This is a genomic window from Aedoeadaptatus acetigenes, from assembly GCF_025566985.1.
Classification (GTDB): Bacteria; Bacillota; Clostridia; order Tissierellales; family Peptoniphilaceae; genus Aedoeadaptatus; species Aedoeadaptatus acetigenes.
Genome location: NZ_JAOQJD010000013.1, coordinates 41566 through 64218 on the forward strand (window position 1 = coordinate 41566; position 22653 = coordinate 64218).

19 protein-coding genes and 1 pseudogene are annotated in these 22653 nt (G+C 52.0%); 7 read left to right on the top strand and 13 right to left on the bottom strand.

Annotated elements, in window-relative coordinates; translation table 11 throughout:
- The first annotated feature begins 63 nt into the window (after positions 1-63).
- Positions 64-1245, top strand: a complete 1182-nt coding sequence (locus tag OCV31_RS07870; protein WP_148474085.1) for a coenzyme F420-0:L-glutamate ligase — start codon at positions 64-66, stop codon at positions 1243-1245.
- Between the two features lie 245 nt (positions 1246-1490).
- Positions 1491-6767, top strand: a complete 5277-nt coding sequence (locus tag OCV31_RS07875; protein WP_148474087.1) for a S8 family serine peptidase — start codon at positions 1491-1493, stop codon at positions 6765-6767.
- 59 nt (positions 6768-6826) lie between these two features.
- Here the strand turns inward: OCV31_RS07875 and OCV31_RS07880 are convergent, their stop codons facing one another.
- The 5 genes from OCV31_RS07880 to murJ all read right to left on the bottom strand — a co-directional run bounded on the left by OCV31_RS07880 (position 6827) and on the right by murJ (position 11101).
- Positions 6827-8158, bottom strand: a complete 1332-nt coding sequence (locus tag OCV31_RS07880) for an aldehyde dehydrogenase family protein (protein ID WP_267303892.1) — start codon at positions 8156-8158, stop codon at positions 6827-6829.
- A 63-nt stretch (positions 8159-8221) separates the two neighbouring features.
- Positions 8222-8650, bottom strand: coding sequence for a DUF3021 domain-containing protein (locus OCV31_RS07885; RefSeq protein WP_148474091.1), 429 nt, complete (start codon positions 8648-8650; stop codon positions 8222-8224).
- Positions 8651-8660: 10 nt separating this feature from the next.
- Positions 8661-9101 carry a LytTR family DNA-binding domain-containing protein gene (locus OCV31_RS07890; RefSeq protein ID WP_148474093.1) on the bottom strand — a complete coding sequence of 147 codons (441 nt, stop codon included), beginning with the start codon at positions 9099-9101 and terminating at the stop codon, positions 8661-8663.
- Between the two features lie 117 nt (positions 9102-9218).
- The gene (locus OCV31_RS07895; protein WP_148474095.1) at positions 9219-9524 is read right to left on the bottom strand and encodes a hypothetical protein; all 306 of its coding nucleotides are present in this window, start codon (positions 9522-9524) and stop codon (positions 9219-9221) included.
- 14 nt (positions 9525-9538) lie between these two features.
- Positions 9539-11101: a murein biosynthesis integral membrane protein MurJ gene (murJ, locus tag OCV31_RS07900; RefSeq protein ID WP_148474097.1), complete on the bottom strand. Its 1563-nt coding sequence runs from the start codon at positions 11099-11101 to the stop codon at positions 9539-9541.
- Between the two features lie 98 nt (positions 11102-11199).
- Here murJ and OCV31_RS07905 point away from each other — a divergent pair, with 98 nt between their 5' ends.
- Entirely contained in the window at positions 11200-12087 is an 888-nt protein-coding gene (locus tag OCV31_RS07905) for an N-acetylmuramoyl-L-alanine amidase family protein (RefSeq protein WP_267303893.1), read from the top strand.
- A gap of 9 nt (positions 12088-12096) precedes the next feature.
- Positions 12097-12891 (top strand): AIM24 family protein, encoded by a 795-nt coding sequence (locus tag OCV31_RS07910; RefSeq protein ID WP_148474101.1) that lies wholly within the window; start codon positions 12097-12099, stop codon positions 12889-12891.
- Positions 12892-12931: 40 nt separating this feature from the next.
- On the opposite strand, the gene OCV31_RS07915 is transcribed toward OCV31_RS07910, so the two are convergent.
- The 7 genes from OCV31_RS07915 to sufC form a co-directional block, all read right to left on the bottom strand.
- A complete protein-coding gene (locus OCV31_RS07915; protein ID WP_267303894.1) occupies positions 12932-14560 on the bottom strand; it encodes a DUF1343 domain-containing protein in 1629 nt (542 codons plus the stop codon).
- A gap of 111 nt (positions 14561-14671) precedes the next feature.
- Positions 14672-15166: a MarR family winged helix-turn-helix transcriptional regulator gene (locus OCV31_RS07920; protein WP_148474103.1), complete on the bottom strand. Its 495-nt coding sequence runs from the start codon at positions 15164-15166 to the stop codon at positions 14672-14674.
- 202 nt (positions 15167-15368) lie between these two features.
- Entirely contained in the window at positions 15369-15794 is a 426-nt protein-coding gene (gene sufU, locus OCV31_RS07925) for a Fe-S cluster assembly sulfur transfer protein SufU (RefSeq protein WP_148474105.1), read from the bottom strand.
- Positions 15781-17028, bottom strand: coding sequence for an aminotransferase class V-fold PLP-dependent enzyme (locus OCV31_RS07930; protein ID WP_148474107.1), 1248 nt, complete (start codon positions 17026-17028; stop codon positions 15781-15783). The genes sufU and OCV31_RS07930 overlap by 14 nt, the downstream gene beginning before the upstream one ends.
- Positions 17015-18034 (bottom strand): SufB/SufD family protein, encoded by a 1020-nt coding sequence (locus tag OCV31_RS07935; protein WP_148474109.1) that lies wholly within the window; start codon positions 18032-18034, stop codon positions 17015-17017. Before OCV31_RS07935 ends, OCV31_RS07930 begins: the two co-directional genes overlap by 14 nt.
- Complete coding sequence (gene sufB, locus OCV31_RS07940; RefSeq protein ID WP_148474111.1) at positions 18034-19440, bottom strand: Fe-S cluster assembly protein SufB; 1407 nt, start codon at positions 19438-19440, stop codon at positions 18034-18036. Before sufB ends, OCV31_RS07935 begins: the two co-directional genes overlap by 1 nt.
- Positions 19433-20179, bottom strand: coding sequence for a Fe-S cluster assembly ATPase SufC (sufC, locus tag OCV31_RS07945; RefSeq protein ID WP_108831367.1), 747 nt, complete (start codon positions 20177-20179; stop codon positions 19433-19435). The genes sufB and sufC overlap by 8 nt, the downstream gene beginning before the upstream one ends.
- 116 nt (positions 20180-20295) lie before the next feature.
- On the opposite strand from sufC, the gene mutY reads away from it, so the two are divergent.
- Genes mutY through OCV31_RS07960 form a run of 3 tightly spaced genes read left to right on the top strand, consistent with a single transcriptional unit; the run spans position 20296 to position 22508 of the window.
- A complete protein-coding gene (gene mutY, locus OCV31_RS07950) occupies positions 20296-21324 on the top strand; it encodes an A/G-specific adenine glycosylase (protein ID WP_267303895.1) in 1029 nt (342 codons plus the stop codon).
- Positions 21311-21853, top strand: coding sequence for an NUDIX hydrolase (locus OCV31_RS07955; protein ID WP_148474116.1), 543 nt, complete (start codon positions 21311-21313; stop codon positions 21851-21853). Before mutY ends, OCV31_RS07955 begins: the two co-directional genes overlap by 14 nt.
- Positions 21843-22508, top strand: a complete 666-nt coding sequence (locus OCV31_RS07960; RefSeq protein WP_148474118.1) for a YoaK family protein — start codon at positions 21843-21845, stop codon at positions 22506-22508. The genes OCV31_RS07955 and OCV31_RS07960 overlap by 11 nt, the downstream gene beginning before the upstream one ends.
- 22 nt (positions 22509-22530) lie before the next feature.
- Here the strand turns inward: OCV31_RS07960 and OCV31_RS07965 are convergent.
- Positions 22531-22653 (bottom strand): annotated as a pseudogene (locus OCV31_RS07965) (IS30 family transposase); the annotation flags it as partial.

Here is a 22653-nt window from a genome sequence, read left to right on the forward strand (position 1 = left end):
AGGAAGTATGGTAGAATAGGGTAGTCATTTTTACTTTTGAATATGAAAGAGGCGATACGTATCATGAAGCGTTATATTGGAACGACGACCCGAGGCATTCGACTGCCTATCGTAAAAAAGGGCGACGACTTAGTGGATGTGGTTTTTGATTCGGTGAAAAAAGCCATCGAATCGGAAGGCATCGAACCGAAAGACAGAGACATTATCTGTGTGACGGAATCCTTAGTCGCAAGAAGCCAAGGCAATTACGCCACGGTCGACGACATTGCCAAAGACGTGGCCGAAAAGTTTGACGGCCCCTTCGGCGTCGTTTTTCCGATCTTATCACGGAACCGCTTTTCCACGATCTTAAAAGGTCTGGCAAAGAGCGGCCGCAAGCTCCATATTTTATTGAGTTTTCCCTCCGACGAAGTGGGCAACCACTTAATGGACGAAAACAGACTTTACGGCACGGGCATCAATCCCTACCGCGATGTCATTACGGAAGCGGAGTATCGGGAACACTTCGGCGAAGAAGTGAAACACGAGTTCACCGGCATCGACTATGTGAAGCTCTACAAAGAAATCGCACCGAACAGCGAAATCTACTTCTCCAACGATCCCCGCACCATTCTCTCCTACACCAAGGACGTGTTGGTAGCAAGCATCCACACCCGCGAGCTCATTAAGCGGGAGTTGAAAGACAACGGCGGCAATCTCATTCTGGGTCTGGACGATATTTTGGCCCAAGAAAGCAGCGATCACGGCTACAACACCCAATACGGCCTTTTGGGCAGCAACATGGCCGGCCCGGAAATGATTAAGCTCTTCCCGAGAGACGGACAAATTTTCGTCGACGCCCTGCAAAAGCGCCTGAACGAACACTTCGACGCCCACTTCGAAGTCATGATCTACGGCGACGGCGCCTTTAAAGATCCCGTCGGAAAGATTTGGGAACTGGCCGACCCGGTCGTTTCCCCTGCCTACACCGACGGCTTGGAAGGCACGCCCAACGAGCTCAAGATGAAGTATCTTGCCGATACGGAATTAAAAGACCTGAGCACGGAAGAAATGGAAGCGGCCATTGTGGATCGGATCCACGAAAAAGACACGGATCTCTTAGGCAAGGACGAAACCTTGGGCACCACGCCCCGTCGTCTCACCGACCTTTTAGGTTCCCTCGCCGACTTAACCAGCGGCAGCGGCGACAAAGGCACGCCGGTAGTCATGGTTCAAGGCTACTTCGACAATTACGCAAATGACTGATCGTCTATAATGAAAGCCCCGAAGGTAGCTTCGGGGCTTTTTCTATGGACTGACTTTCTTTTATGACCTCACACGAAATAAAGCTGAAGACTTAAATCATCTGTTGAAAGAATATTTCTTTCATTTCCTTTATTGAGAGGCTTATCTTCCTTTTTACGAACAAAACAATCGAACATGTCTTTCTTGTTGATATTGAATATCGTTTATGATATTCTCTTCTCATCATTTTATTTTAGGAGGTTTTGATGAAACGAAGTCAACGTATTTTAGCCTATCTTTTAACTTTTATAATGGTTCTCTCTAGTGGCAGTCCCATAATTGCTGCCGCTTCTACCGAACCTGTTCGAAAAAAAATCAGTATGTCTATCGAACAAGCAACAGACGACGCCTATATTGATGCGCTCGTGCGATTAAAAGATGAAATCGATGCGCCGCAGATCAAACGGAAAGTCGCCCTTAGCTCCGGTGCACAATCGAAGGAGAAGCGAGAGCAAGCCGTGCGAAAAGAAATCGTTGAGGCCTCCGTCGCTCTCGCCGAAACATCTCAAAAAGATATCTTGGATCGTTTACATACACAAAAACAGCAAGGACTCGTCAAGTCATTCAAGTCCTTTTATATCGTAAACTGCATCCATGTGGTCGCCAAAAAATCTGTCCTAGTGGATTTAGCTGCACGAGATGATGTGGCTGAGGTCGTGGAAAACCAACCCATTCACCTAGAGCCCCCGGTTGAAAACGAACCGGAGAATGGTCGCATGCGCCGTTCCGCTACCTTACAAGAAGACAAGCCCCACGTCCCATGGAACCTAAAAGCCATCGGTGCCGATCGCGCCCAAAAAGCGGTCAAAGACAGTGACCAGGTGGTGACTGTTGCCATTATCGACTCCGGTGTGGACGGAACTCACCCCGCCATCGCCAAAAATTATCGAGGTCAAATTGCCGCCTTGGCACCCTATTCCTGGTACAATACGGTAACTAATAAAACCGGTGCAGATGAAAGTCCCTTTGATGATCGGGGCCACGGAACGCACGTTTGCGGAACGATTTTAGGAACGCGCGATGACGGTGCGCTCTTAGGTGTCGCCCCGAAGACAAAATGGATTGCGGTCAAGGTTTTTGATGCCAATGGCGAGACGGATAACGCCAAACTTTTAGCCGCAGGCGAGTGGATCCTCGCACCGAGAGATAAAAATGGCAATAAACGCCCCGATCTCGCTCCAGATGTGGTTAATAATTCATGGGGCGGCAATTCCCGCGACGGATTTTACCGCGATATCGTTAAAAAATGGCGCGACGCCGGTATTTTCCCTGTCTTTTCTGCAGGCAATGTCAGCGAATTCAACAACGGTGGCGATCATTCTATTGGAACGCCTGCCGCCTATCCGGAAGCCTACGCTGTGGGTGCCATTCGAAAGGATGAAAAAGTAGCAAAATTTTCTTTGCGCGGAAAGTCCGATTACACCAATAAGTGGAAACCTGATCTTGTCGCCCCCGGTGTGAATATTTTATCTACACTTCCGAATAATCGTTATGCCATCGAAACAGGAACGAGTATGGCAAGTCCTCACGTTTCCGGTGTCGTGGCTCTCATGCTCCAAGCTAATCGCGATTTAAGTGTGGACCAAATTGAAAAGATTCTAAATGAAACAGCCACGCCGTTAAAAGACGATGTCTACACAAAAACTCCCAACCACGGCTATGGCTACGGTAAAGTCAATGCCTTCAATGCTGTGGAATTGGCCAAATCGCAAAAAAAGGGTGCGGATATCGATACCCACACAATGGGTCAATTTACCGGACGACTGCTCGCACGAGGGGAAGACGGGGAGAAGCCTGTCGTCGAACACCATCCCATGAACACAATTTTTACTACCTATCAGACCACGTTTGATGCAAACGCGCGAGACAATGCCGGCATTGAATCGGTCAAATTGCATTTAGATGTTGGTGAGGGTTTCAAATCTTACCCCCTGGAACTGAAAAAAGGCAATCGCATAGACGGGTATTACTCGTTGCATCTGCCTCCCTCTCTCTTCAAAGGCTCCGGCGGTACTTATTTTATCGAGGCCACCGATGTGAATGGTCAAAAGACAAAAACAGAAGCCGTGACTTTCTCCATAAAATCCGGCATCTCCATTGGCTATGTTCAAGACTTTGAAAAAGATTGCTCGGGATTTGAATTTGGCGGCGAATCAAATTTATGGAAATGGGGTGCACTAGATCCGGCACAACCAAATCATAAAATGATCGGTACGGGATCTTACCATCACAATTTAAAAGGCGACACCATCGCCGTGATGCCGCCCATCGATTTAACGCAGGAAAAAGAAAATGCGATTTTACGGTTTAGACACCGGTACGACTTAGGCAATAGCGAACATGCTTGGTTCGATCAAGCCGAAGTATGGATTGCTGAAGTCGACGAAACGAGCGACGTGGACAATTTGAATTGGCAGCGGAAGCGTACCTTCCAAAATCATTCTCAAGGCTGGGTTGATGAATCCATCGACCTATCTGCATATAAAGGCAAAAAAATCTGCGTCATGTTAGGTCTTCGTGGGAATGGCGAATATAAGACGGAAGGCGTCGGTTGGCTGATCGATGACATCTCCATCGAGAAGTCTCCGGAAAAAACACCGCAAACACCAAGTGAATCCATCAACCTTCGCAATAAGCGAGACGGAAAAATCAGCTACACCTTTTCGCCTGTAAAAGACGAAGACATTACCGCCTATACCCTGTATCGGTCCAATGCCCCGGACGGCCCCTTCACAGCGATTCTCACTGTCAATAAAGGCGATACAACACACGGCTTCGGCAAATACAGCATCACGCTCACCGACACGCCGTTGCCTCAGAAAGGTACGTACTACTATTATGCCGTCTCTAAAATCGGCAATATCGAAAGTGCTCCTTCCAAGATTCTCTCCCATACCTTTACGGAAGGAAGGGTTGTAAAACACTTTGATTTTGAAGAGAGTCAAGAAGGTTTTACCACCGGAAACAACGGGACCGAAGCTTGGGACTACGGGGTCCTCACCTACGGCGATCCCTTCAGTACCAACTATAAAAAACCCATTTCCAAACAATCCTTCGGGAAAAATCCCGGCCCCGGTATGTGGGCGACGGGCATGGATACCTATCGCAAGTCAAATCAGCGGTATGAACTTCTCTCTCCTGCCATGGACTTGTCCAGCCTAAACGATGCAACGCTTTACTATCAAAATTGGTTTGGATCCTCCGGCAAACGAGGTGCGGATGAATACGACACCTATGACAACGATGTTGGGGAAATCTACGTTTCAAAAGACGGCGGGAAACAGTGGACAAAAATCTTCACCTTAGATGCAAATGCCTTAGATGCCCAGGGCATCAAGCACTGTTGGTTCACCCAAGGCGTATCCATTCCATCGGACTTCCTTACATCGCAATTCCGAATGAAATTTGTCCTTATATCCGGAAGTGACACGCCGACCCTCTCACCGGAACAATGTGGCGGTTGGTATATAGACGATGTTTCCATTCATAGTAACGATCGTGTTTCAGCTACACAGACTCGAACGGCATTGCCCTTCCGCTTGCAGCAGATGCATCCCGCCACATTGCCAAATGAGCAAAAAAATACGGATATCATCCCCTTGGTGGGCACCCTCTCTATCGAAGAAACAGGCGTACAAGTCACCAGTGAAATGGGAAGCGGCCACTTTACCCTAAACCATCCTGCGGGGAAATATACCGCCGTCGCATACGCGGAAGGTTATGCACCCAAGAGAGTTCCCGTTACCATTGAAAACGGAAAAGTCTTGACACAAGATATCTATCTGGATAAAGCCACCGCTCTTTCCTTACAGGTTCAAGCACTAAATGAAAAGCAAGAATCCGTAAATATCCGCGCCAGTGTTTATAAAGACGGGCAATCCGAAGTCCTGGCGGAAAAAGAAGGTAAAAACCTTCAATTTGATGCACTTCTTCCCGGCGATTATGAGCTGATCATCAACGCTCAAGGCTATTACACGTACAGGAAGAAGCTGCATCTTCAAAAAGATGAAACCCTCTCCCTCTCCTTAAAACCCGCGGAAAATACATCAGAATTGGTCGTCGGATATGACCGCGACGTCGCCTTGGAGCTGGCCGGGCAAGATTTAAAAGATAGAGCCTTTGCCAATCGTATAGACAACGACCGTCCTCTTCAAGTAAAGTCCGTCCACTATTATCTAACGAAATTAAAAGATGCCGATCTTTCGAACAGTCGCTACCGTATTTCCATTTACGACAAAAACGATAGAGACGGACTCCCCGGCCCCGTGCTCTTTACAAAAGAGCTGACCTTCGAAAAGGAAGGCTGGAATACCCTCGATCTGGATCACGTCTATGTCGACGGACCCTTCTACGTTGCATTTACCAAATTAACAGGCGACATAGCCTTGGGGATGGATAATAAAACGGCGGGGAATACTTCTGTCCAAATGTTTAATCATGCTTGGAATGAGCCTGAAACGGCGGGCATGTATATGATAAAAGCGACGGTATCCGGCCTAAAAGACAAAATGCCGGAAAAATGTAGTGTTTCCTTCGATGCAAACGGTGGAAAGGGAAGCATGGATGCCATTTCAATAGAAAAAGGAAAAAGTTATGTATTGCCTCCTTGTCGCTTTACGCCACCTGATGGAAAAGTCTTCGATGCTTGGCGTATAATCGATGCGACTATGCAACCGGGATCGACGGTGGTTGTGTCCAAAGATATGCGCATCAAGGCACTCTGGAAAGATCAAACTCTTACGCCTACACCCACACCTACACCCACACCTACGCCCACACCTACACCTACGCCCACACCTACACCTACACCTACACCTACACCTACGCCCACACCTACACCTACGCCTACGCCCACACCTACACCGAACCCTATGCCGAACCCTTCACCTTTCTACCAAGGCCAAATTCTGCTCCCTGCGTTGACAGATGAGGAGAACGGAAAGGATTATGCAAACCATTGGGCAAAAACGGCCATCGATTATTGTCTTACCAAGGCCTATTTCAAAAATATCGCTCTGGAAAAAACCTTTGACCCGGAAAAACCAATCACTCGTGCGGAGTTTGTCACCGTCCTCGCCCGATATGCGAACATCCCTGAAGGTCCTGCACGTTCCGGTTTTAACGACGTGGATGACGATCAATATTACGCCTGCTTTATTTCTTGGGCGCGGCAAAATCAAATTATCTACGGTCGAGGAAACAATATGTTTGCCCCGAACGCCAATATTACCCGCGCCGAGATGGCGACAATCATTCACCGCATGTCCGTCGTCTTAAATCTGAAGTATGATACCGATAAATTGATTGTGCCTTATCGCGACCAATCATCTATTCCCGACTGGGCGCAAGATTCCGTTCGAGCCATGACGCAATTGGGTATTGTTCAAGGTGACGATCTGCATCGTTTCAATCCCAAGGGAAGCTTTAAGCGATGCGAGCTGGCTCAAATTATCTATAATTTTTCTCACACGCAAAAACCTTAACCTCAAAAAAAGTCCCTATCCATCAAACTAACGGGTAGGGGCTTTTTCCATACTCAGAATTAAAAAGGATGGTAGCGCAGGGAAATATCGAAGCGGGTGGATTTTTTCAGCACGGTGCGGGGGCGGGAGAAGGCCTCGTAGCTCCACTTGCCGTGGTAAGCGCCCATGCCCGAGGGCCCGATGCCGCCGAAGGGCGCCTTGTTCGACGCCAGGTGCATGAGGTTGTCGTTGATACACACGCCGCCGCTGTCCACGGCGCGGATGGCGCGGCGAATAAAACCTTCATCTTTTGAGAAGAGATAAAGGGCAAGGGGCTTGTCTTTTTCACTCAATTCGCGAAAGAGGGCCTCTTCCGATTCGTAGGCGATCACGGGCAGAAGGGGTCCGAAGATTTCTTCCTCGAGCAAGCGCCCCTGTGGATTTTCCACGACGCAGGGAAAGACGTGGAGGCTCTCGTCGTAGAAAATGCGGGCGTGTTTCGTGCGAATGTCCCCTTCTTCTGCCAGTTCCTTCATGCGGGCGTAGCGGCCCCGGTGGTTCATGCGCACGGTTTCGTTAATAAAGTAATCTTCCGTGGGAAAGGCTTCCTCAAAGGCATCCAGCAGTCCGTCGATCAGGGCTTCTTTTTGCGACGCGTGGACGTAGACCGTATCCGGCGCCACGCAGGTCTGCCCAGCGTTCATGGTCTTGCCGAAGGCGATGCGCTTCGCCGCCATGGGGATATCGGCGGTCTCGTCGACGATGACCGGGCTCTTGCCCCCGAGCTCCAAGACGACAGGCGAGGGGTGGGCCGCCGCCTGTTTCATGACCGAGCGGCCCACGTCGCTATTGCCGGTGAAAAACACCTTGTCGAAGGGCTCCGACAACAGGGCTTTCGCCGCCTCTTCCTCGCCGAAGACGAAGGACACGAGGCCTTCGTCCAGCACGCTGCCTGAGAGGGCCTCGAGCACCTTTCCCGTCTCGGGCGCAAATTCCGAGGGCTTCACCACCACGGCGTTTCCCGCGGCAATGGCTCCCACCACGGGCAGAAGGCTCAGCTGAAAGGGATAGTTCCAGGGGCTGATGACGAGCACCGCCCCGTAGGGTTCTCTGCGAATGGAAAGCCTCCCCGGCAGTTGGACCGCGCCGGGAAGGGGACGCAACGTGCGGCCGTAGCGATTCAAGTGGCGAATCATGTGGCGGATCTCTGCTTTTACGAGATAGATTTCCGTGAGAAAGGCTTCTCTGGAAGACTTGTTTAAATCCGCCTTTAAGGCGGCGTCGATGGCTCCGCGAAAGGCGTCGATGCCTTTGAGCAGGGCGTAGAGTTGTTTCTTTCTATAAAGGACGGGCCGGGTCTTTCCCGAGCAGTAAAAATCCCGGGCCGTGATGTATGCGTCGTGACTGTTCATTGTTTCACCTCTTTTCTGATTCATACCCTTCGCAATAAAAAAACCGCCGATGTGGCGGCGGCTTTACTTCAGCTGTTCGTTCATTTTTTCCACAAGGCGCTTTTCCTTAAAGTAGATGGCGATCCAAATGAGGATGTAGCTTGCAACGAAACCGAGGCCGGAATAAAGGGCCGAGGTCGGGTTCGAGAACCACTTCAGGTAAAATCCCACGAACAGAAAGTAGACGAGGATGATGAGAAAGTGCAGGCCCTGCATCAGGTAGAAGGCGCCCTTCCTGTTGCCGAAAAATTCGCCGCAAAGATAGGACACGAGGCCGAAGCCGCCGTAGCAGAAACACTGAATGATTTTCGCATAACCGGGAGCGATAGTATCGACAAATTCCGGTACGCCCACAATGTTCATGCCCATCCCGATGGAGATAAAGGCTTCGATAAGGGCGCCGATGCCCACGCCGGCCAAAAACGAGACGAACGCATTTCTTACAATTTTCATAAGACACCTCCTAGAGTCCCAGGGCTTCTTTAAAGCCCCGCAGGTTTCGCCGAGACACATAGACCACGTCGCCGTTTTTCATTTCCACGGCGATGGTTCCCGTAAAGCTCAGGTCCAGTTTCTTCACATAATCCAAATTAATCACATCGGATCGGGACACGCGGAGAAAGCGGTGGGCCCTGAGGCGCTCTTCGCAGGCGGAAAGGCTCAGCCTGAGGCGATAAATCTCCCCGCCCGCCACGGCGTAGACGGATTTGTCTTGGGCGTAAATCCGCAGGATATCGCCGTAGTCCATGAGAAAGACTTCATCGCCTTTTTGTCCCACGATCTTTTCGATGCCCACGGCGGTGAGGGCATCGCGAATCTTTTCCACTTCTTCCGTCACGGCCTTGGTATAAATCTTCACCTGTGGCCGCTCACAGGTCTCGTCCAAAATTATTTCGACCTTCATGTCGCACCTCCTATGCTTAGAGTAAATGACGGGGCGAATAATTGCCGCTGTTTTCCGACAGGCGGTGTATTTTTCCTTCCGAGCGGTACAAAAAACGGCACCCGCAGGTGCCGCAATTTATATTTCCATGATGCCGTTGGCCACGAAAAGCCGTGTTATGCCGAGAATTTTTTCCGCGTCGATGACGATGCAGTCTCCCTCCACTTGGGTGTAGTAGGGGTAGTAAATGGCCACGCCGCGATCTTCGCATTTTTTGTAGACGACGGGATCTTTCTTCGGCAGGCCTTTGGACACGGTGGCGCTCATGACATCGGCCACGCCACAACAGGCCATGTCCGGCGTGTCCACGGAGACGGCGGTGAGGTTTTTCTTTTTCACATAGGCCATGGCGGCGTCGGTTAAGCGGGCGCTTGTAGCTTTCATGGTGATCCTTTCTGTTACGCGATTTTTTTCTTCAAAAACTTAATGGCCACGATCTTTTTGATGTCCTTCACTTCCTTTAAGCCCAAGAGATCCAGAGTAAAGAAGTAGAGAAGGGCCGAAAGCCCAACGGTGAGAGTGAAGTGAAGGAGTTTGATGCCGTTGCCCACATTGCCTAAAAGGGCGATGCCGCCGAAATAGAAGTAGTAGGCGAAGGCCCCCATAATGACCGAGGCGATAACGGTTTTTATGGTGATCTTTACGTAGCTCCGCATGCCGATGTGGCCGATTTTTTTCCTCAGCATGGTAAAGGACACCCAGGTGACCACGGTTTGTGCGATGGACACGGAAAGGGCCAGGCCGTTGATGCCCATGGTGCGCACCAAAATCAGATTGCAGCCCACGTTAAAGAGCACATTGACCACGCCGAGGTAGAAGGGCGTCTTCGTGTCTTCCAAACTGTAAAAGACCCGGTTCTGCACATTGTTTACGGAAATGGACACGAGGGCCAAGGTGTAGAAACGGAGGCAGATCGCCGTGGCGTCGGCGTCGGCCTGGGTGAAGACCCCCCGCATAAAGGCCAGCTCCACAATGGGCTGAGCCAAAACGATGAGCCCGGCCATGGCGGGAATGGTGATGAGGAGCACGGAGCGCACGGAACCGTTCATGATCCGCTTGCCCTTTTCCATTTCTCCTTCGTCGAAGGCCTTACTCATGGCGGGATAGATGACCGAGGTTATGGCCGTAATAAAGATCCCGATAACCAACACGTTCAGCTTGTTGGCATAATCCAGGCGGCTCATGGAGCCGGAGGCGAGGCCGGAGGCCAGGGCCCGGTTGACCAAGGTGTTGATGTTATTGACGCTGACCGTAATAATGGCCGGGATGGCCAAGAGCAGGGTCTGTTTCGTGTGCTCGTCTTTTAAATCCAGCATGGGCTGAAAGCGGTAGCCCACTCGGTGGGAGCCGTACCAAACGCAGATGTATTCCGCCACCACGGCGAGGACGGAGACGATGGTCAGCCCGTAGATGCCGAATTTCGTGGAGAAGATCATAAGGTAGGCCAGATACACCAAGTTCAGCCAAATCGGCACCGATGCGGCGATGCCGAAGCGGTTGTGAAAGTGCAAATAGCCGGTGAATATCCCCTCGTAGGCGGAAAAAACGATGACGGGCATGCCCAATTGAATGAGCTGCACCGTGAGGGCCTTCGTCCGCGGATCGAAGCGCGGGCCCACGAGCATGGTCAAAAGGGGCGCCCCCACAATGCCTAAAATCATGATTAAAATCGTAAGCAGACTTACGATTGAAAAGATATTGTTGGTAAATTTATGCTTGCCTTCTTCGCCGTATCTGGAATAGACTGACTGCAAGCTCGGGATAAAGACGGTGCTGATCCCCATGACGATGTACATACTCACCGTCGATGTAGCCGATTGGGCGGCGACGAACGCGTCTTTTTCAAAACCCGCCCCGAATATGGCGGCCACCATGGACTCACGGACGAAACCCATCATTTTTCCGATAAGGGAAAATAAGATGATGAGCACCGTGGATTTTGCGATGGATGTCTTCTTCATACTGCCTCCTTACAAAGCTACATTATACCAAATAGAGGAGTGAGGAACTCAAAAGTTTTCCAAAGATCTGTGGTAAAATGAGAGAAAAGGAGCGATGTATGAGAAAATGGATCATCGGCGCCCTCCTTCTCCTTCTGGTGACGGCCGCGGGCCTGAAAATCTATGCCGCAAAAACCGAAGCGGATCTAATTCACCAGGTAAGTCTAGATGAGATGCGGCGCGAGGAAAGACAGGAAGCGCGGAAAAAAGAAGCGGCGAAGAAAATTCCGCCGAAGGAAATAAAAAAAGAAATGCCGCAGGCCGCCGCAGAAACACCGGCCGAAAAGGCAAGTGAGGCGCAGCCGCAGGTTCCTGCAGGCACGGGCCCCATCGTGGCCATCGACGCCGGCCACCAGGCCCACGGCAATCCCGAAAAAGAAACCATCGCCCCCTCGTCCAATCAAATGAAGGCGAAGGTAGCTGACGGCACCCGAGGCGTGGCCACGGGCATAGGCGAATACGAATTTAATTTGAATTTCAGCCGCTGTTTAAAGCAGAAGCTGGAATCGGCGGGCTACCGCGTGGTCATGATTCGCGATTCCAACGACGTGAATCTTTCCAATCAGGAGCGGGCGGCCATCGCCAACGCCTCGGGTGCTGAGGTGTATTTGAGGATTCACGCCAACGGCGGGCCCAAGGCGGTCGCGGGCATCGAGACCTACTACCCGTCGAAAAACAATCCCGACGTGGGCCATTTAAGCGACGCCTCCATGCGCCTGTCGGAGCTGATTTTAAGCGAAATGGCCGCCGCCACTTCGGCGAAGCCCCGAGGCGCCATCGCAAGAGACGATTTAACGGGCACCAATTTCGCCCAAATGCCCACGAGCCTCATCGAGTGCGGCTACATGTCCAATCCCGAAGAAGACAAAAAACTCAACGATCCGAGCTACCAAGAGGCCATGGCCATTGGCATATTGCGGGCCCTGGATCGCTATTTTAAAAGCTAAGGAGCGACTATGTTTACCATTCACAATTTTACCGACAACGACGACATTCGCATCGTGGAAGAAAAAGGACCCTTTCAGGTGCTGGAATACAAGCGGGACCTTTCCGTGCGCAGGGAAGAGGCCATGGAGGCCTACTTCGCCTCGCAAATGAACGTAAGAAAGAGGCAGGTGTACTGCGATCTTTCCAAGGGCGATGTCACCGTCCAACCCGGCGCCATGCAGTGGATGCTCGGGGACGTGAAGGCCACCACGGGAATCAAGGGCGCCAAAGACTTTTTCGGCAAGGCCGTAAAGGGCGGCCTCTCCGGCGAAAGCGCCATTAAGCCGGAATACACCGGTACGGGCAGGCTTTGCCTCGAGCCCACGGATGTGTACATTCTTCTGGAAGACCTCACCGATTGGAACGGCGCCATCATTTTAAAAGACGGCCTCTTTATGGCCTGTGACGGAAAACTCGAACAAAAAATCGTGGCCCGCACCAATGTGTCCTCCGCTTTCGGCGGCATGGGTCTGTTTAATCTGAGCTTAAAGGGCGAAGGCGTCGTGTGCCTGGAATCCCCCGTGCCGAGAGAAGAGCTCATCGTCATCGATCTCGTGGACGATGTGCTGAAGATCGACGGCAATTTGGCCCTGGCCTGGTCCAACAGCTTGGAATTTACCGTGGAGCGAAGCGGCAAGAGCTTGGTCGGCTCCGCGGCAAGCGGCGAAGGCCTGGTCAACGCCTATCGCGGCACGGGGCGGGTGATTATGGCCCCGGTGAAGGACGTGCGCCGACAATTGCAAAGCGATGTGAAAAACGATTGACGCCACGTAAAAAGCCTCCGATAAATTTCGGAGGCTTCTTTTATTTGTAAAGTAAATAAGTTTCTCTCTGGGCCTTAAAGGCGTTCACGTCTTTTTCGTAGGCCTTCACGATGGTTTCGGGAGACGCACCGGCCCTGAAGAGGCGGGCGATTTCTTCCGATCCCTGGACGAGATAGAACATGGAGTAGGGCTTTTTGCAGGCGGGCACGTTGATGGGCCGCATTTGATTGGCCACGGCCAGGGTGTAGATCCCCGTGCGGGCCGGATTAAATGTGTGCCAGTCCGTGACCTTGAGGCGCACGCCGCCCCTTTTGCCTTTCGGCGCGGGAGTGAAGGTGACGCCGGGCAGATTCGCCCCGTTGAGCCTTCGGGCGTATTCATTGGAATTGATGTTTCTGCCGCCGACCCAGCGGAAGTATTCCCCTTGGCCGATGCCGGTTTCCTCGCCGCTTCCCGTGGCCATGTACAAAAAGGCGCTTTCCAAATTGGGAATGTTCGGGCTCGTTTGGGCAAAGGGCAAGCCCGTGTCTTGCCAAACCATGCTCCGTGTCCAGTTCTTCATGGGTACGACGGTAAGGTCGGCGCCGATTTCCCGATTAAAGAACTGCCCCAATTCTCCGGCGGTCATGCCGTGGGCCATGGGCATTTTGTCGATGCCCACAAAGGATTTGAAGCGGGTTTCTCTCAGGAATCCTTCCACGATTTCCCCGCCCAGGGGATTGGGCCGGTCCAAAACCACGATGGGAATGTTGTTTTCCTTCGCCGCGACCATGGCGTTTTGCAAAGTGGAAATGTAGGTGTAGGTACGCGAACCGATGTCCTGCATGTCGTAGACCAAAACGTCTACGCCCTTAAGCATGTCCCGAGAGGGCTTTCTCGTCGGGCCGTAGAGGCTGTAGACGGGCAGATTCATCTTCGCATCGAAGTAGCTCGGCACATAGGCCCCGGCGGTTTGCTTGCCGTCGAGCCCGTGTTCCGGGCTGTAGAGAGCCACGAGTTTCGCATTGGAATAGGCCTTGATCTTTTCCGCTACGGGAACGCCGGCGGCGTCCACCCCCGTTTGATTGGTAATGAGGCCCACCCGCTTGTTGTCGATTAATTGATTGTACTCCGTAAAGAGCCGCTCGTTACCTAAAATGACGCGGCCTGTGGGCTCGACAGGCGTCGGTTTCGGCGCGGGAGCCGGCCCTTTTGTGGTGATCACCGCTTCGTTTCGCGCCTTGTCATAGCTTACGTCGAAGCCTAAAATCACGCCCATGCTTCTCAGGCGGAAGTAGTTGTAGCCGCGAACATTAAAGGCATTTTCCACGAGTTCCGCGGGATGCTCCCCGATGACCGTGAGCCTCATTTGTTGCGAGACGCCACGCTCCACGGCGCCGCCGGTTTGATCGCCGGGGATGGGAGTGTAGGTCTTCGTGCAGTCCACGACGATCTCTTTGTTGTCGCCCTTAAGATCGAAGTCCACCTTGCCCCTTAAGGCCTGCGCCAAATCCCGGAGGCGGTAGTAATTGTAGCCGCCTACATTGTAGCCCCTGAGGTCTGTGAGTTCGCCGTTGATGCGAAGGGCTTGAGGGCTTTTCACCGCCCGCACCCCTTGGGCGTGGGCCGCCGTAGGCAACAGCATGGCAAAAATAAGTAAAAAAACGCTGAGTTTGAAAAATTTCTTCATGTCCTCTCCTTTCTCTCTCTATTATAATTCATGACGGAGAAAAATCCCCCGGAACTTTGCGATGACATGGATTTGACACAATGAAAAAACCTCCGCAATCGCGGAGGCCTCTTACTCTTCGTTTTGTTGTCGGCAGGGCGGCAGTTCTTTTCTGCGAATGGCTTTCACATCCTCCGACTCGTTGAGCAATTTGTTGATGTTTTCCATGCTCTTTAAGAGAAAGCGCATGTCCCCGTCTGTGAGGTAGTCGCCCAATTTGTTTATAAAGGGCGCCACGATGCCGCGAAATTCCCCGATGTAGTCCTCACCCTGTTTCGTGAGGTAGATATTCACGATACGGCTGTCCGCCTCCGAGCGCTTGCGGTAGACGAAGCCTTTTTCCTCAAGCACGGTGCAGATCTTGGAAATATTTCCGTGGTCCCGGCGCAGGGACTTGGCGATGGAGCGAATGGATGTGTCTTCCAAGGCGTCCACCTGGCCCATGACGAGAAATTGCAATTGTGTCAGTTCATAGGTTTTAGAAAAGTAGTCCGTTAAGGCGATTTTTGTATCCGACGCGTCCTTGATTAAATTCCAATAGGACCATAAAAATTCTCTGGATTCCATATGTGCCTCCTCGTGTCCTTTAACGTCGTCAGCCCGAAAGAGATTGTTTCTAATCTTTTCCTAATTATAAGTAGTTATTCAGATTATACCACATAACCCGCCGTTTAAATATAATTTTTGTTTTTTCTTTTCGTTTTTTCTATATTTCTATCGTTTTTTAGTCTGTTTTATAAAAAAACAGAGCCGCGCGAGGCGGCTCAAATTATTTTTCCAGAATGTTTTTTAAGGTGTACCAGGGAAGCACGGCGCATTTCACCCGGGCGGGCAATTTGGAAATGCCCTCGAATGCCATGGCGTCTTCCAATGCGTCTTCTTCCTCTTCCGTGAGGGAGACGCCTTTGATCATGCCGATAAAGGTGTCGGCCAGGTGCACGGCTTCATCTCGCGTCTTTCCACGCACCGTGTCGATCATAATGGAGGTGGACGCTTGGGAGATGGCGCAGCCTTCGCCTGTGTAGGACAGGTCTTTCAGCACGTCGCCGTCCAGTTTGATCTGCAGAGTGATTTCGTCGCCGCAGCTCGGGTTGTGGCCCAGCTCTTTAAAGTCCGGGTTTTCTAAATCCCCTTTGTTGTGCTGCGAGCGGGACTCTTCCATAATGAGCGTGGTGTAAATATCATCGAGTGCCAAGACCCATCAACCTCCTTACTTCGTCGAGATTCTTAATAAAGTAGTCCACTTCTTCGATGGTGTTGTAGACGGCAAAGCTTGCCCGGCAGGAGAAGTGAATGCCGAAGCTTCTGTGCAGGGGTTGAGCGCAGTGGTGGCCGCTGCGAATGGCGATGCCCTTGGAATCCAAAATGGATGCCACGTCGTGGGGATGGACGTCTTTAAAGTTAAAGGTAATGAGTCCGCCTCTCGGATTGGTGGGGCGGGAGAGAATGGTAATGTCGTCCATTTGGCTCATGGCATCGTAGGCGTAGTCCACGAGGTAGCTTTCGTATTCGTGGATCTTGTCGAGACCGATGGCGTTTAAATAGTCGATGGCCACGGGAAGGCTCGATGCGGCGCCGACGTCTTGGGTGCCGGCTTCAAAGCGCCCGGGGGCCTTCAGGAAGGTGGAATGATCTTCGTAGACGTACTCGATCATGTCGCCGCCGTACATATAGGGCTTCATGGCGTTTAAATTGTCGAGCTTGCCGTAGAGGACCCCTGCGCCCATGGCCGCCAGCATTTTGTGGCCGCTGAAGACGTAGAAGTCGCAGTCCAGATCCTTCACATCCACAGGCATGTGAGGAGCCGCTTGGGCGCCGTCAACCACGGCCTTGGCGTCGGGGCTTACTTTTCTCAAATAAGCGATCATGCTCTTTACATCGGGCATGGTTCCCAAAACATTGGAAGATTGGGTAATGGCCAATAGCTTGGTCTTGGCCGTGATCTTTTCTTCGATTTCTTTTTTCGGAATCTCTTTGTTTTCGTCGATGTAGAGATACACAAGTTTCGCGCCGGTTTTTTCCGCCACGTATTGCCAGGTGACGAGATTGGCGTGGTGTTCCATAATGGACAGGACGATTTCGTCGCCTTCTTTGAGGTTTTCAAGGCCCCAGCAGTAGGCGAGGAGGTTGAGCCCTTCCGTGGCATTTCTGGTAAATACGATTTCTTCCACGCTATTTGCCCCGATAAAGTTTTTCACCGCTTCCCGGGCGCCTTCGTAGACTTCCGTGGCCGCCATGGACAGGCGGTGGGCGCCGCGGTGGGGCCCGCCGTTTTCATAACTGTAATAACGGTTCATGGCTTCGATGACTTGTCTCGGTTTTTGCGTCGTGGCTGCCGAATCTAAATAGACCAGCGGTTTTTCTTTCGTAGACAGTTCCAGGAAGGGAAAGTCTTTGCGGATTTCTCTGATTTCACTACTTTGCAACATGATGGCGCCTCCCCATAATCCGTTCCAATTCCTCGTAAATGGCCTTGCGTTCGTCTTCGTAAATCACCGCGTCGATGACCGGTGCGAATTTCGCGTCGATAATCATGCGCTCCGCCGTCTCTGTATCGAAGCCGCGGGTGAGGAAGTAGTAGAGCATGTCCTGATCCAATTTTCCGGCGCTGGCGGCGTGGTTGCCTTCCACGTCGTCTTCGTGGCTCAACAGGGCCGGCACAGAAAGGCTTCGGGCCGTGGAATCCAGGAGAATGGCAAATTCCTCTTCGTTGCCCCGGCTGTGTTTGGATCCTTCCAAAAAGTCGATGCGGCTCTTAAATACCTTATAGGCATTGTCCATAAGGGCACCGTCCACGACGAGGTTCGAGGTGGTATCGATTCCTTCGTGAATCATGTCGTAAACCAAATCGTAAGATTGGCCGCCTTTTCCGAGATAGATGGATTGAATATTGCCGAGGGCGTTTTCGCCCTTCAAATAGCATTTCACATTGCTGGTTTCATCGCCGTCTCCCATGTGGAAGATGTAGCAATCAAGTTTCGCTCCTTCTTCGACGATGGCGCCGAGAGAAAGGTAGTTGGCCACTTCGCTCGCGTCCATGTTGACGAAATATAAGCGGGCTACTGCCTTTTTCTTTACGTGAATGCGCACGAGGGCGGAGCGATAGCCGCCTGTCTTTTTCGATGCGAAATAACCGTTAAAGTGGGCATTTTCCGCTACATCGAAATCTAAGGTTACGATTTCGTCCCCGTCGCCGTCCAGTCTGTTGACGCCGAGATCTTTCGTGCACGTAATATTATATCGCTTGGCGATCGTGGAGTTCATGTCATGATGTTCCACCATTTCTTTGCTGATGCCGTAATCGTAATTTTTAAAGACTTCGGCAGCGGAAGCTTGTTCGTCGCCTTTTATCTCGCTTCCTTCAACTTCTACTTCATTTACATTTAAATAGGAGTAGGTTTTATAATCTAATATATTTCCCTTGTGTGCCTTCATTAGCCGATGCTCCCTTCTAATTCCAAGGAGATGAGGTTGTTCATCTCGACGGCGTATTCCAGGGGCAGTTCCTTGGCGATGGGATCGGCGAAGCCCCGAACCACCGTGGCCCGCGCTTCTTCCTCGGGAATACCGCGGGTCATAAGGTAGAAGATGACCTCGTCGGAAATGCGGCCGATTTTTGCCTCGTGACCGAAGTCCACGTCCCGGTTGTTAATGTCGATGGCGGGAATCGTGTCCTGACGACTCAAATCATCGAGCATGAGGGATTCGCAGGAGACGGTGGATTTCGTGTGCTTGGCGTCGTCCGCCACTTTTACGAGCCCGCGGTAGACGCCGATGCCGCCGCCCTTGGAAATGGATTTCGATTGAATGGAGCTCTTGGTGTCGTTGGCCGCGTGAATAACTTGGGCGCCGGTGTCGATGTTTTGTCCGGCCCCGGCGAAGCTGATGCCGGTGTATTCGTTTTGCGCGCCGTCTCCTGCCAGGACGCTCATGGGATAGAGCATGCTCACCTTGGAGCCGAAGGAGCCGGAGACCCATTGGATCTTGCCGTTTTTGCCCACGATGGCCCGCTTGGTGTTTAAGTTGTACATGTTTCTCGACCAGTTTTCGATGGTGGAGTAGCGCAGGGTGGCGTCGTCTTTGACGAAGAGCTCAACGGCCCCGGCGTGCAGGTTCAATGCGTTGTATTTCGGTGCGGAGCAGCCTTCGATAAAGTGGCACTTGGCGCCTTTTTCGATGATGATAAGGGTGTGCTCGAATTGACCGGCCCCCGGGGCGTTTAAGCGGAAGTAGGACTGCAGAGGCACGTCCACATCCACGCCTTCGGGGACGTAGACGAAGCTGCCGCCGCTCCATACGGCGTAGTGCAGGGCGGCGTATTTGTGCAAACTCGGGTTAATGCACTTGCCGAAGTATTCCTTCACGATGTCTTCGTATTCGTGGAGGCCCGTTTCGAAGTCCGTGTAAATAACCCCTTGGTCCAACAGGTGTTGTTGAATGCTGTGGTAGACTACTTCCGAGTCGTATTGGGCGCCGACGCCTGAGAGCATGGCTTCTTTTTCCGCCTCGGGAATGCCCAGCTTGTCGAAGGTGCTGCGGATTTCTTCCGGCACGTCGTTCCAGTCGGCGGCCAAATCCGCGTCGGGACGAATGTAGGTGATGACCTTGTCCATGTCCACTTCCGACAGATCCGGTCCCCAGCTCGGGTTTTCCTTTTCGTTAAATATCTTTAAGGCTTCCAGACGCTTTTCAAGCATCCAGGCCGGTTCGTTTTTTTCGGCGGAAATTTGGCGCACGATGGATTCGTTTAAGCCCTGTTCCGTCTTTTTTCGATAGGTGAAGGGATTTCTCTCGTCGTAAATCCCCCGGTCCATGTCTTGAATTTCTGTCTTCTTACGCATGTTGCTCATCCTTAATCCAGCCGAAGCCTTCTTCTTCGATGCGGTCGATGATTTCGTCGCCGCCTTCGGTGACGATGCGGCCGTTGTTAATGACGTGAACGAAATCCGGGTGGATTTCCTTCAGAATTTCTCTATGGTGCGTAATAATAATGGCGGATTTTTCGCCGTCCAAATATTCCTTTAAGCCACGGCTCACGGTGGCGACGGCATCCACGTCGAGACCCGAGTCCGTTTCGTCCAAGATGGCGAGCTTGGGATCGAGCATTAAGAGTTGAAGGATTTCCGTCTTTTTCCGTTCCCCGCCGGAGAAGCCCACATTTAAATAGCGGCTTGCGTATTCCGGCTTCATGTCCAGAAGTTCCATTTTCTTTTCCAGGGCCTTTTTAAACTTCACGATGGAGGTCTTTTCGCCGCGAGCCAGAAGGGCTTGGCGAATAAAGTTTTCCACGCTGATCCCCGGAATTTCGTAGGGGGTTTGGAAGCTTAAATACAAGCCGCGACGGGCGCGCTTGTCCGTGGATTCGTCGGAGACATCTTCCCCTTCGAAGTAAATCTTGCCTTCGGTCATGGTGTAGGCGGGGTTGGCCATAATCACATTGGCCAGGGTGGATTTCCCGCTGCCGTTGGGGCCCATAATGACGTGAACTTCGCCTTTGTTGACCTCCAGGTTCATGCCTTTTAATATTTCTTTTTCACCTGCAGAGGCGCGCACGCCTTCTACTTTTAATAATGCATTCATCTATTCAAACATCCTCCTATATCCGATTATTTCTGTATGATATCCTTTTTAACTATAACATGCTTAGGAAATCCCGTCAATATAGACCTTTCGAGCCTTTTTGTTATAATAGCTTCATGTGTATTTCGAGAAAAATTTTAAACTGGTACGCCCCCAAGGATCGCGGGCTGCCCTGGCGAAAAACGAAGGATCCCTACGCCACTTGGGTCTCTGAAATTATGCTTCAGCAAACCCAGTCGGCGACGGTGATTCCATATTACGAGCGCTTTATGGCGGCCTTTCCCACGGCGAAGGATTTGGCCGCGGCGGAGGAGGAGGCTCTTCTAAAGCATTGGCAGGGCCTCGGGTACTACCGCCGGGCGAAGCATTTAATGGCGGCGGCAAAGATCGTGGCCCGGGATGGGATGCCCGAAGACTTTGAGGGCTTAAAGGCCCTTCCTGGCATCGGCGATTACACGGCGGCGGCCATTGCATCCATCGCCTACGGCGAGGCGGTGGCGGCGGTGGACGGGAATTTACTTCGCATCTTCAGCCGCCTCTATATGATCGATGAGATGATCGACAAGGCGGCGGGAAAGCGGCGGATCTTTGAGCTCGCCAATGAGGCCATTTCCCGGGATCGGCCCGGGGATTTTAATCAGGCCATGATGGATCTCGGGAGCAAGATCTGCACGCCCACCTCCCCGGCCTGCGGCGATTGCCCTCTTCAGGGTGATTGTATGGCCTATCATGCAAACTGCGCCGAAGACTACCCGAGAAGGACGCCGAAGAAGAAGCAGAAAGAAGAGGATGTGACGGTGCTTCTTATCGATCTCGGGGGCCGCTTTTTAATCGAGAAGCGCACCGGCGGACTCTTGGCATCCATGTGGGGCTTTCCCATGGCAGAGGGCCACATTCGGCCGGAGGATGTGATGAAGCGACTGGCAGAGGCGGATTTCGTCGCGAAAAAACCGGAGAAGGTGGCCGAATACCGCCACGTCTTCAGCCACCGCATATGGAATGTGTGGGTTTATTACGCGCCGGTGGAGGCTCTGTTTGCCGCGGAGGGCGACCGCACCTGGGCCACAAAAGAAGCGCTGAAAAATACGTACGCCGTACCGTCGGCCTTTTCGCCGGCACTGGAGGTTATTTATGGAATGGATTGAATCCTACGAACCGAAAAATGAAAAAGAAGCCGAAGACAGGGAGCATCTGCTGCGCCTGGATCCCTCCCTTATCGCCACGAACCGCGCGGCGCCCTACCACTACACCACCTCGTCCATGGTGGTGGATTTCGAGGCGGATAAGCTCTTAATGATCTATCATCCGATCTACAAATCCTTCTCCTGGCCCGGCGGCCACGTGGAAGAAGGGGAGGCGCTCTTTTACTCGGCCCTTCGTGAGCTTTACGAGGAGACGGGGATTCTTTATGTAAAGCCCCTCTCAGGAGGGCCTCTGGCCATGGAGCTTATGCCCGTGGCGGCCCACCTGCGAAAGGGGGAGCCCGTGGACAGCCACTTCCACATTAATTTTTGCTACGGCTTTGTGGGCCACGAAGACGACACTTTGCTCGAGGTGAAGGACAATCGCAAGTGGGTGCCTATAAGGGAACTGGATACCTTCGTATCGGAAGCCCATATGCTTCCTCTGTACAAGGATTTAATCGAAAGAATGCGAGGGATTTATGAAGGATAAGACCTGGTCCGAATCCCTGCTCTTCGCCACCTTTCTCACCTTGGCCGGCGGCCTGCAAGACGGCTACTCCTACGCCCTTCGGGGAAAAGTCTTCGTCAACGCCCTCACGGGCAATGTGGTACTTATGGCCTTTAACTTGGCCGAGGGAAATTTTCCTGCCATGCTCCGCTACTTTATTCAAATCGCATCCTTCGCCCTCGGAGTCTATGTCTCCGGACGCGTGGCATTCTCTCAAAAAAGGCGCATAGGCCTGCACTTTAAGCAGCGCATTCTGGCTACGGAGATCGCGATTCTCGTCGTGGTAGGCTTTCTCTCCGGGGAGCTTGACAGTGTAGCAAACAGCATGATGGCCTTCTCCTGCGGCATGCAGGTGAACACCTTCAGAAAATTCGCAGACATTAACGCCGCCACCACCATGTGCGTGGGCAATGTGCGCACGATCATGCACAATTTGGCGGGCTACCACCACACGAAGGGCGCCGTCCACAAGGAGACGAGCCGCACCGTGCTCTTTATCGTAGGCATCTTTTTCGTCGGCGCCTTAATCGGCGGCCTGTGCTTTTCTCTCATGGGCCTGAAGACCATTTGGCTCTCGGCGATCTTTCTCGCCGTATCATTTATTATTCTTCACATGGATCCCGCCATTCGTACCTAATGGAATTTTTCCCCTTGAATTGTCAAGTCAAGTGCAACTCTACTGAATGGTAAACCTCATAAGGCGTTTTCCAGTTTAAACATTTACGCGGGCGACGATTGATCTCTTCTATTTTCGCTTCAATGTAGCTATCCGATTGGTCAAT

Coding starts and splice junctions, on each gene's coding strand:
- OCV31_RS07905 (WP_267303893.1), top strand. CDS start 11,200: ATGAGAAAATGGATCATCGGCGCCCTCCTTCTCCTTCTGGTGACGGCC.
- OCV31_RS07880 (WP_267303892.1), bottom strand. CDS start 8,158: ATGAACAGTCACGACGCATACATCACGGCCCGGGATTTTTACTGCTCG.
- OCV31_RS07870 (WP_148474085.1), top strand. CDS start 64: ATGAAGCGTTATATTGGAACGACGACCCGAGGCATTCGACTGCCTATC.
- mutY (WP_267303895.1), top strand. CDS start 20,296: ATGTGTATTTCGAGAAAAATTTTAAACTGGTACGCCCCCAAGGATCGC.
- OCV31_RS07920 (WP_148474103.1), bottom strand. CDS start 15,166: ATGGAATCCAGAGAATTTTTATGGTCCTATTGGAATTTAATCAAGGAC.
- OCV31_RS07930 (WP_148474107.1), bottom strand. CDS start 17,028: ATGTTGCAAAGTAGTGAAATCAGAGAAATCCGCAAAGACTTTCCCTTC.
- sufC (WP_108831367.1), bottom strand. CDS start 20,179: ATGAATGCATTATTAAAAGTAGAAGGCGTGCGCGCCTCTGCAGGTGAA.
- OCV31_RS07885 (WP_148474091.1), bottom strand. CDS start 8,650: ATGAAAATTGTAAGAAATGCGTTCGTCTCGTTTTTGGCCGGCGTGGGC.
- OCV31_RS07915 (WP_267303894.1), bottom strand. CDS start 14,560: ATGAAGAAATTTTTCAAACTCAGCGTTTTTTTACTTATTTTTGCCATG.
- OCV31_RS07875 (WP_148474087.1), top strand. CDS start 1,491: ATGAAACGAAGTCAACGTATTTTAGCCTATCTTTTAACTTTTATAATG.
- sufB (WP_148474111.1), bottom strand. CDS start 19,440: ATGCGTAAGAAGACAGAAATTCAAGACATGGACCGGGGGATTTACGAC.
- OCV31_RS07935 (WP_148474109.1), bottom strand. CDS start 18,034: ATGAAGGCACACAAGGGAAATATATTAGATTATAAAACCTACTCCTAT.
- OCV31_RS07890 (WP_148474093.1), bottom strand. CDS start 9,101: ATGAAGGTCGAAATAATTTTGGACGAGACCTGTGAGCGGCCACAGGTG.
- OCV31_RS07910 (WP_148474101.1), top strand. CDS start 12,097: ATGTTTACCATTCACAATTTTACCGACAACGACGACATTCGCATCGTG.
- OCV31_RS07960 (WP_148474118.1), top strand. CDS start 21,843: ATGAAGGATAAGACCTGGTCCGAATCCCTGCTCTTCGCCACCTTTCTC.
- OCV31_RS07895 (WP_148474095.1), bottom strand. CDS start 9,524: ATGAAAGCTACAAGCGCCCGCTTAACCGACGCCGCCATGGCCTATGTG.
- murJ (WP_148474097.1), bottom strand. CDS start 11,101: ATGAAGAAGACATCCATCGCAAAATCCACGGTGCTCATCATCTTATTT.
- OCV31_RS07955 (WP_148474116.1), top strand. CDS start 21,311: ATGGAATGGATTGAATCCTACGAACCGAAAAATGAAAAAGAAGCCGAA.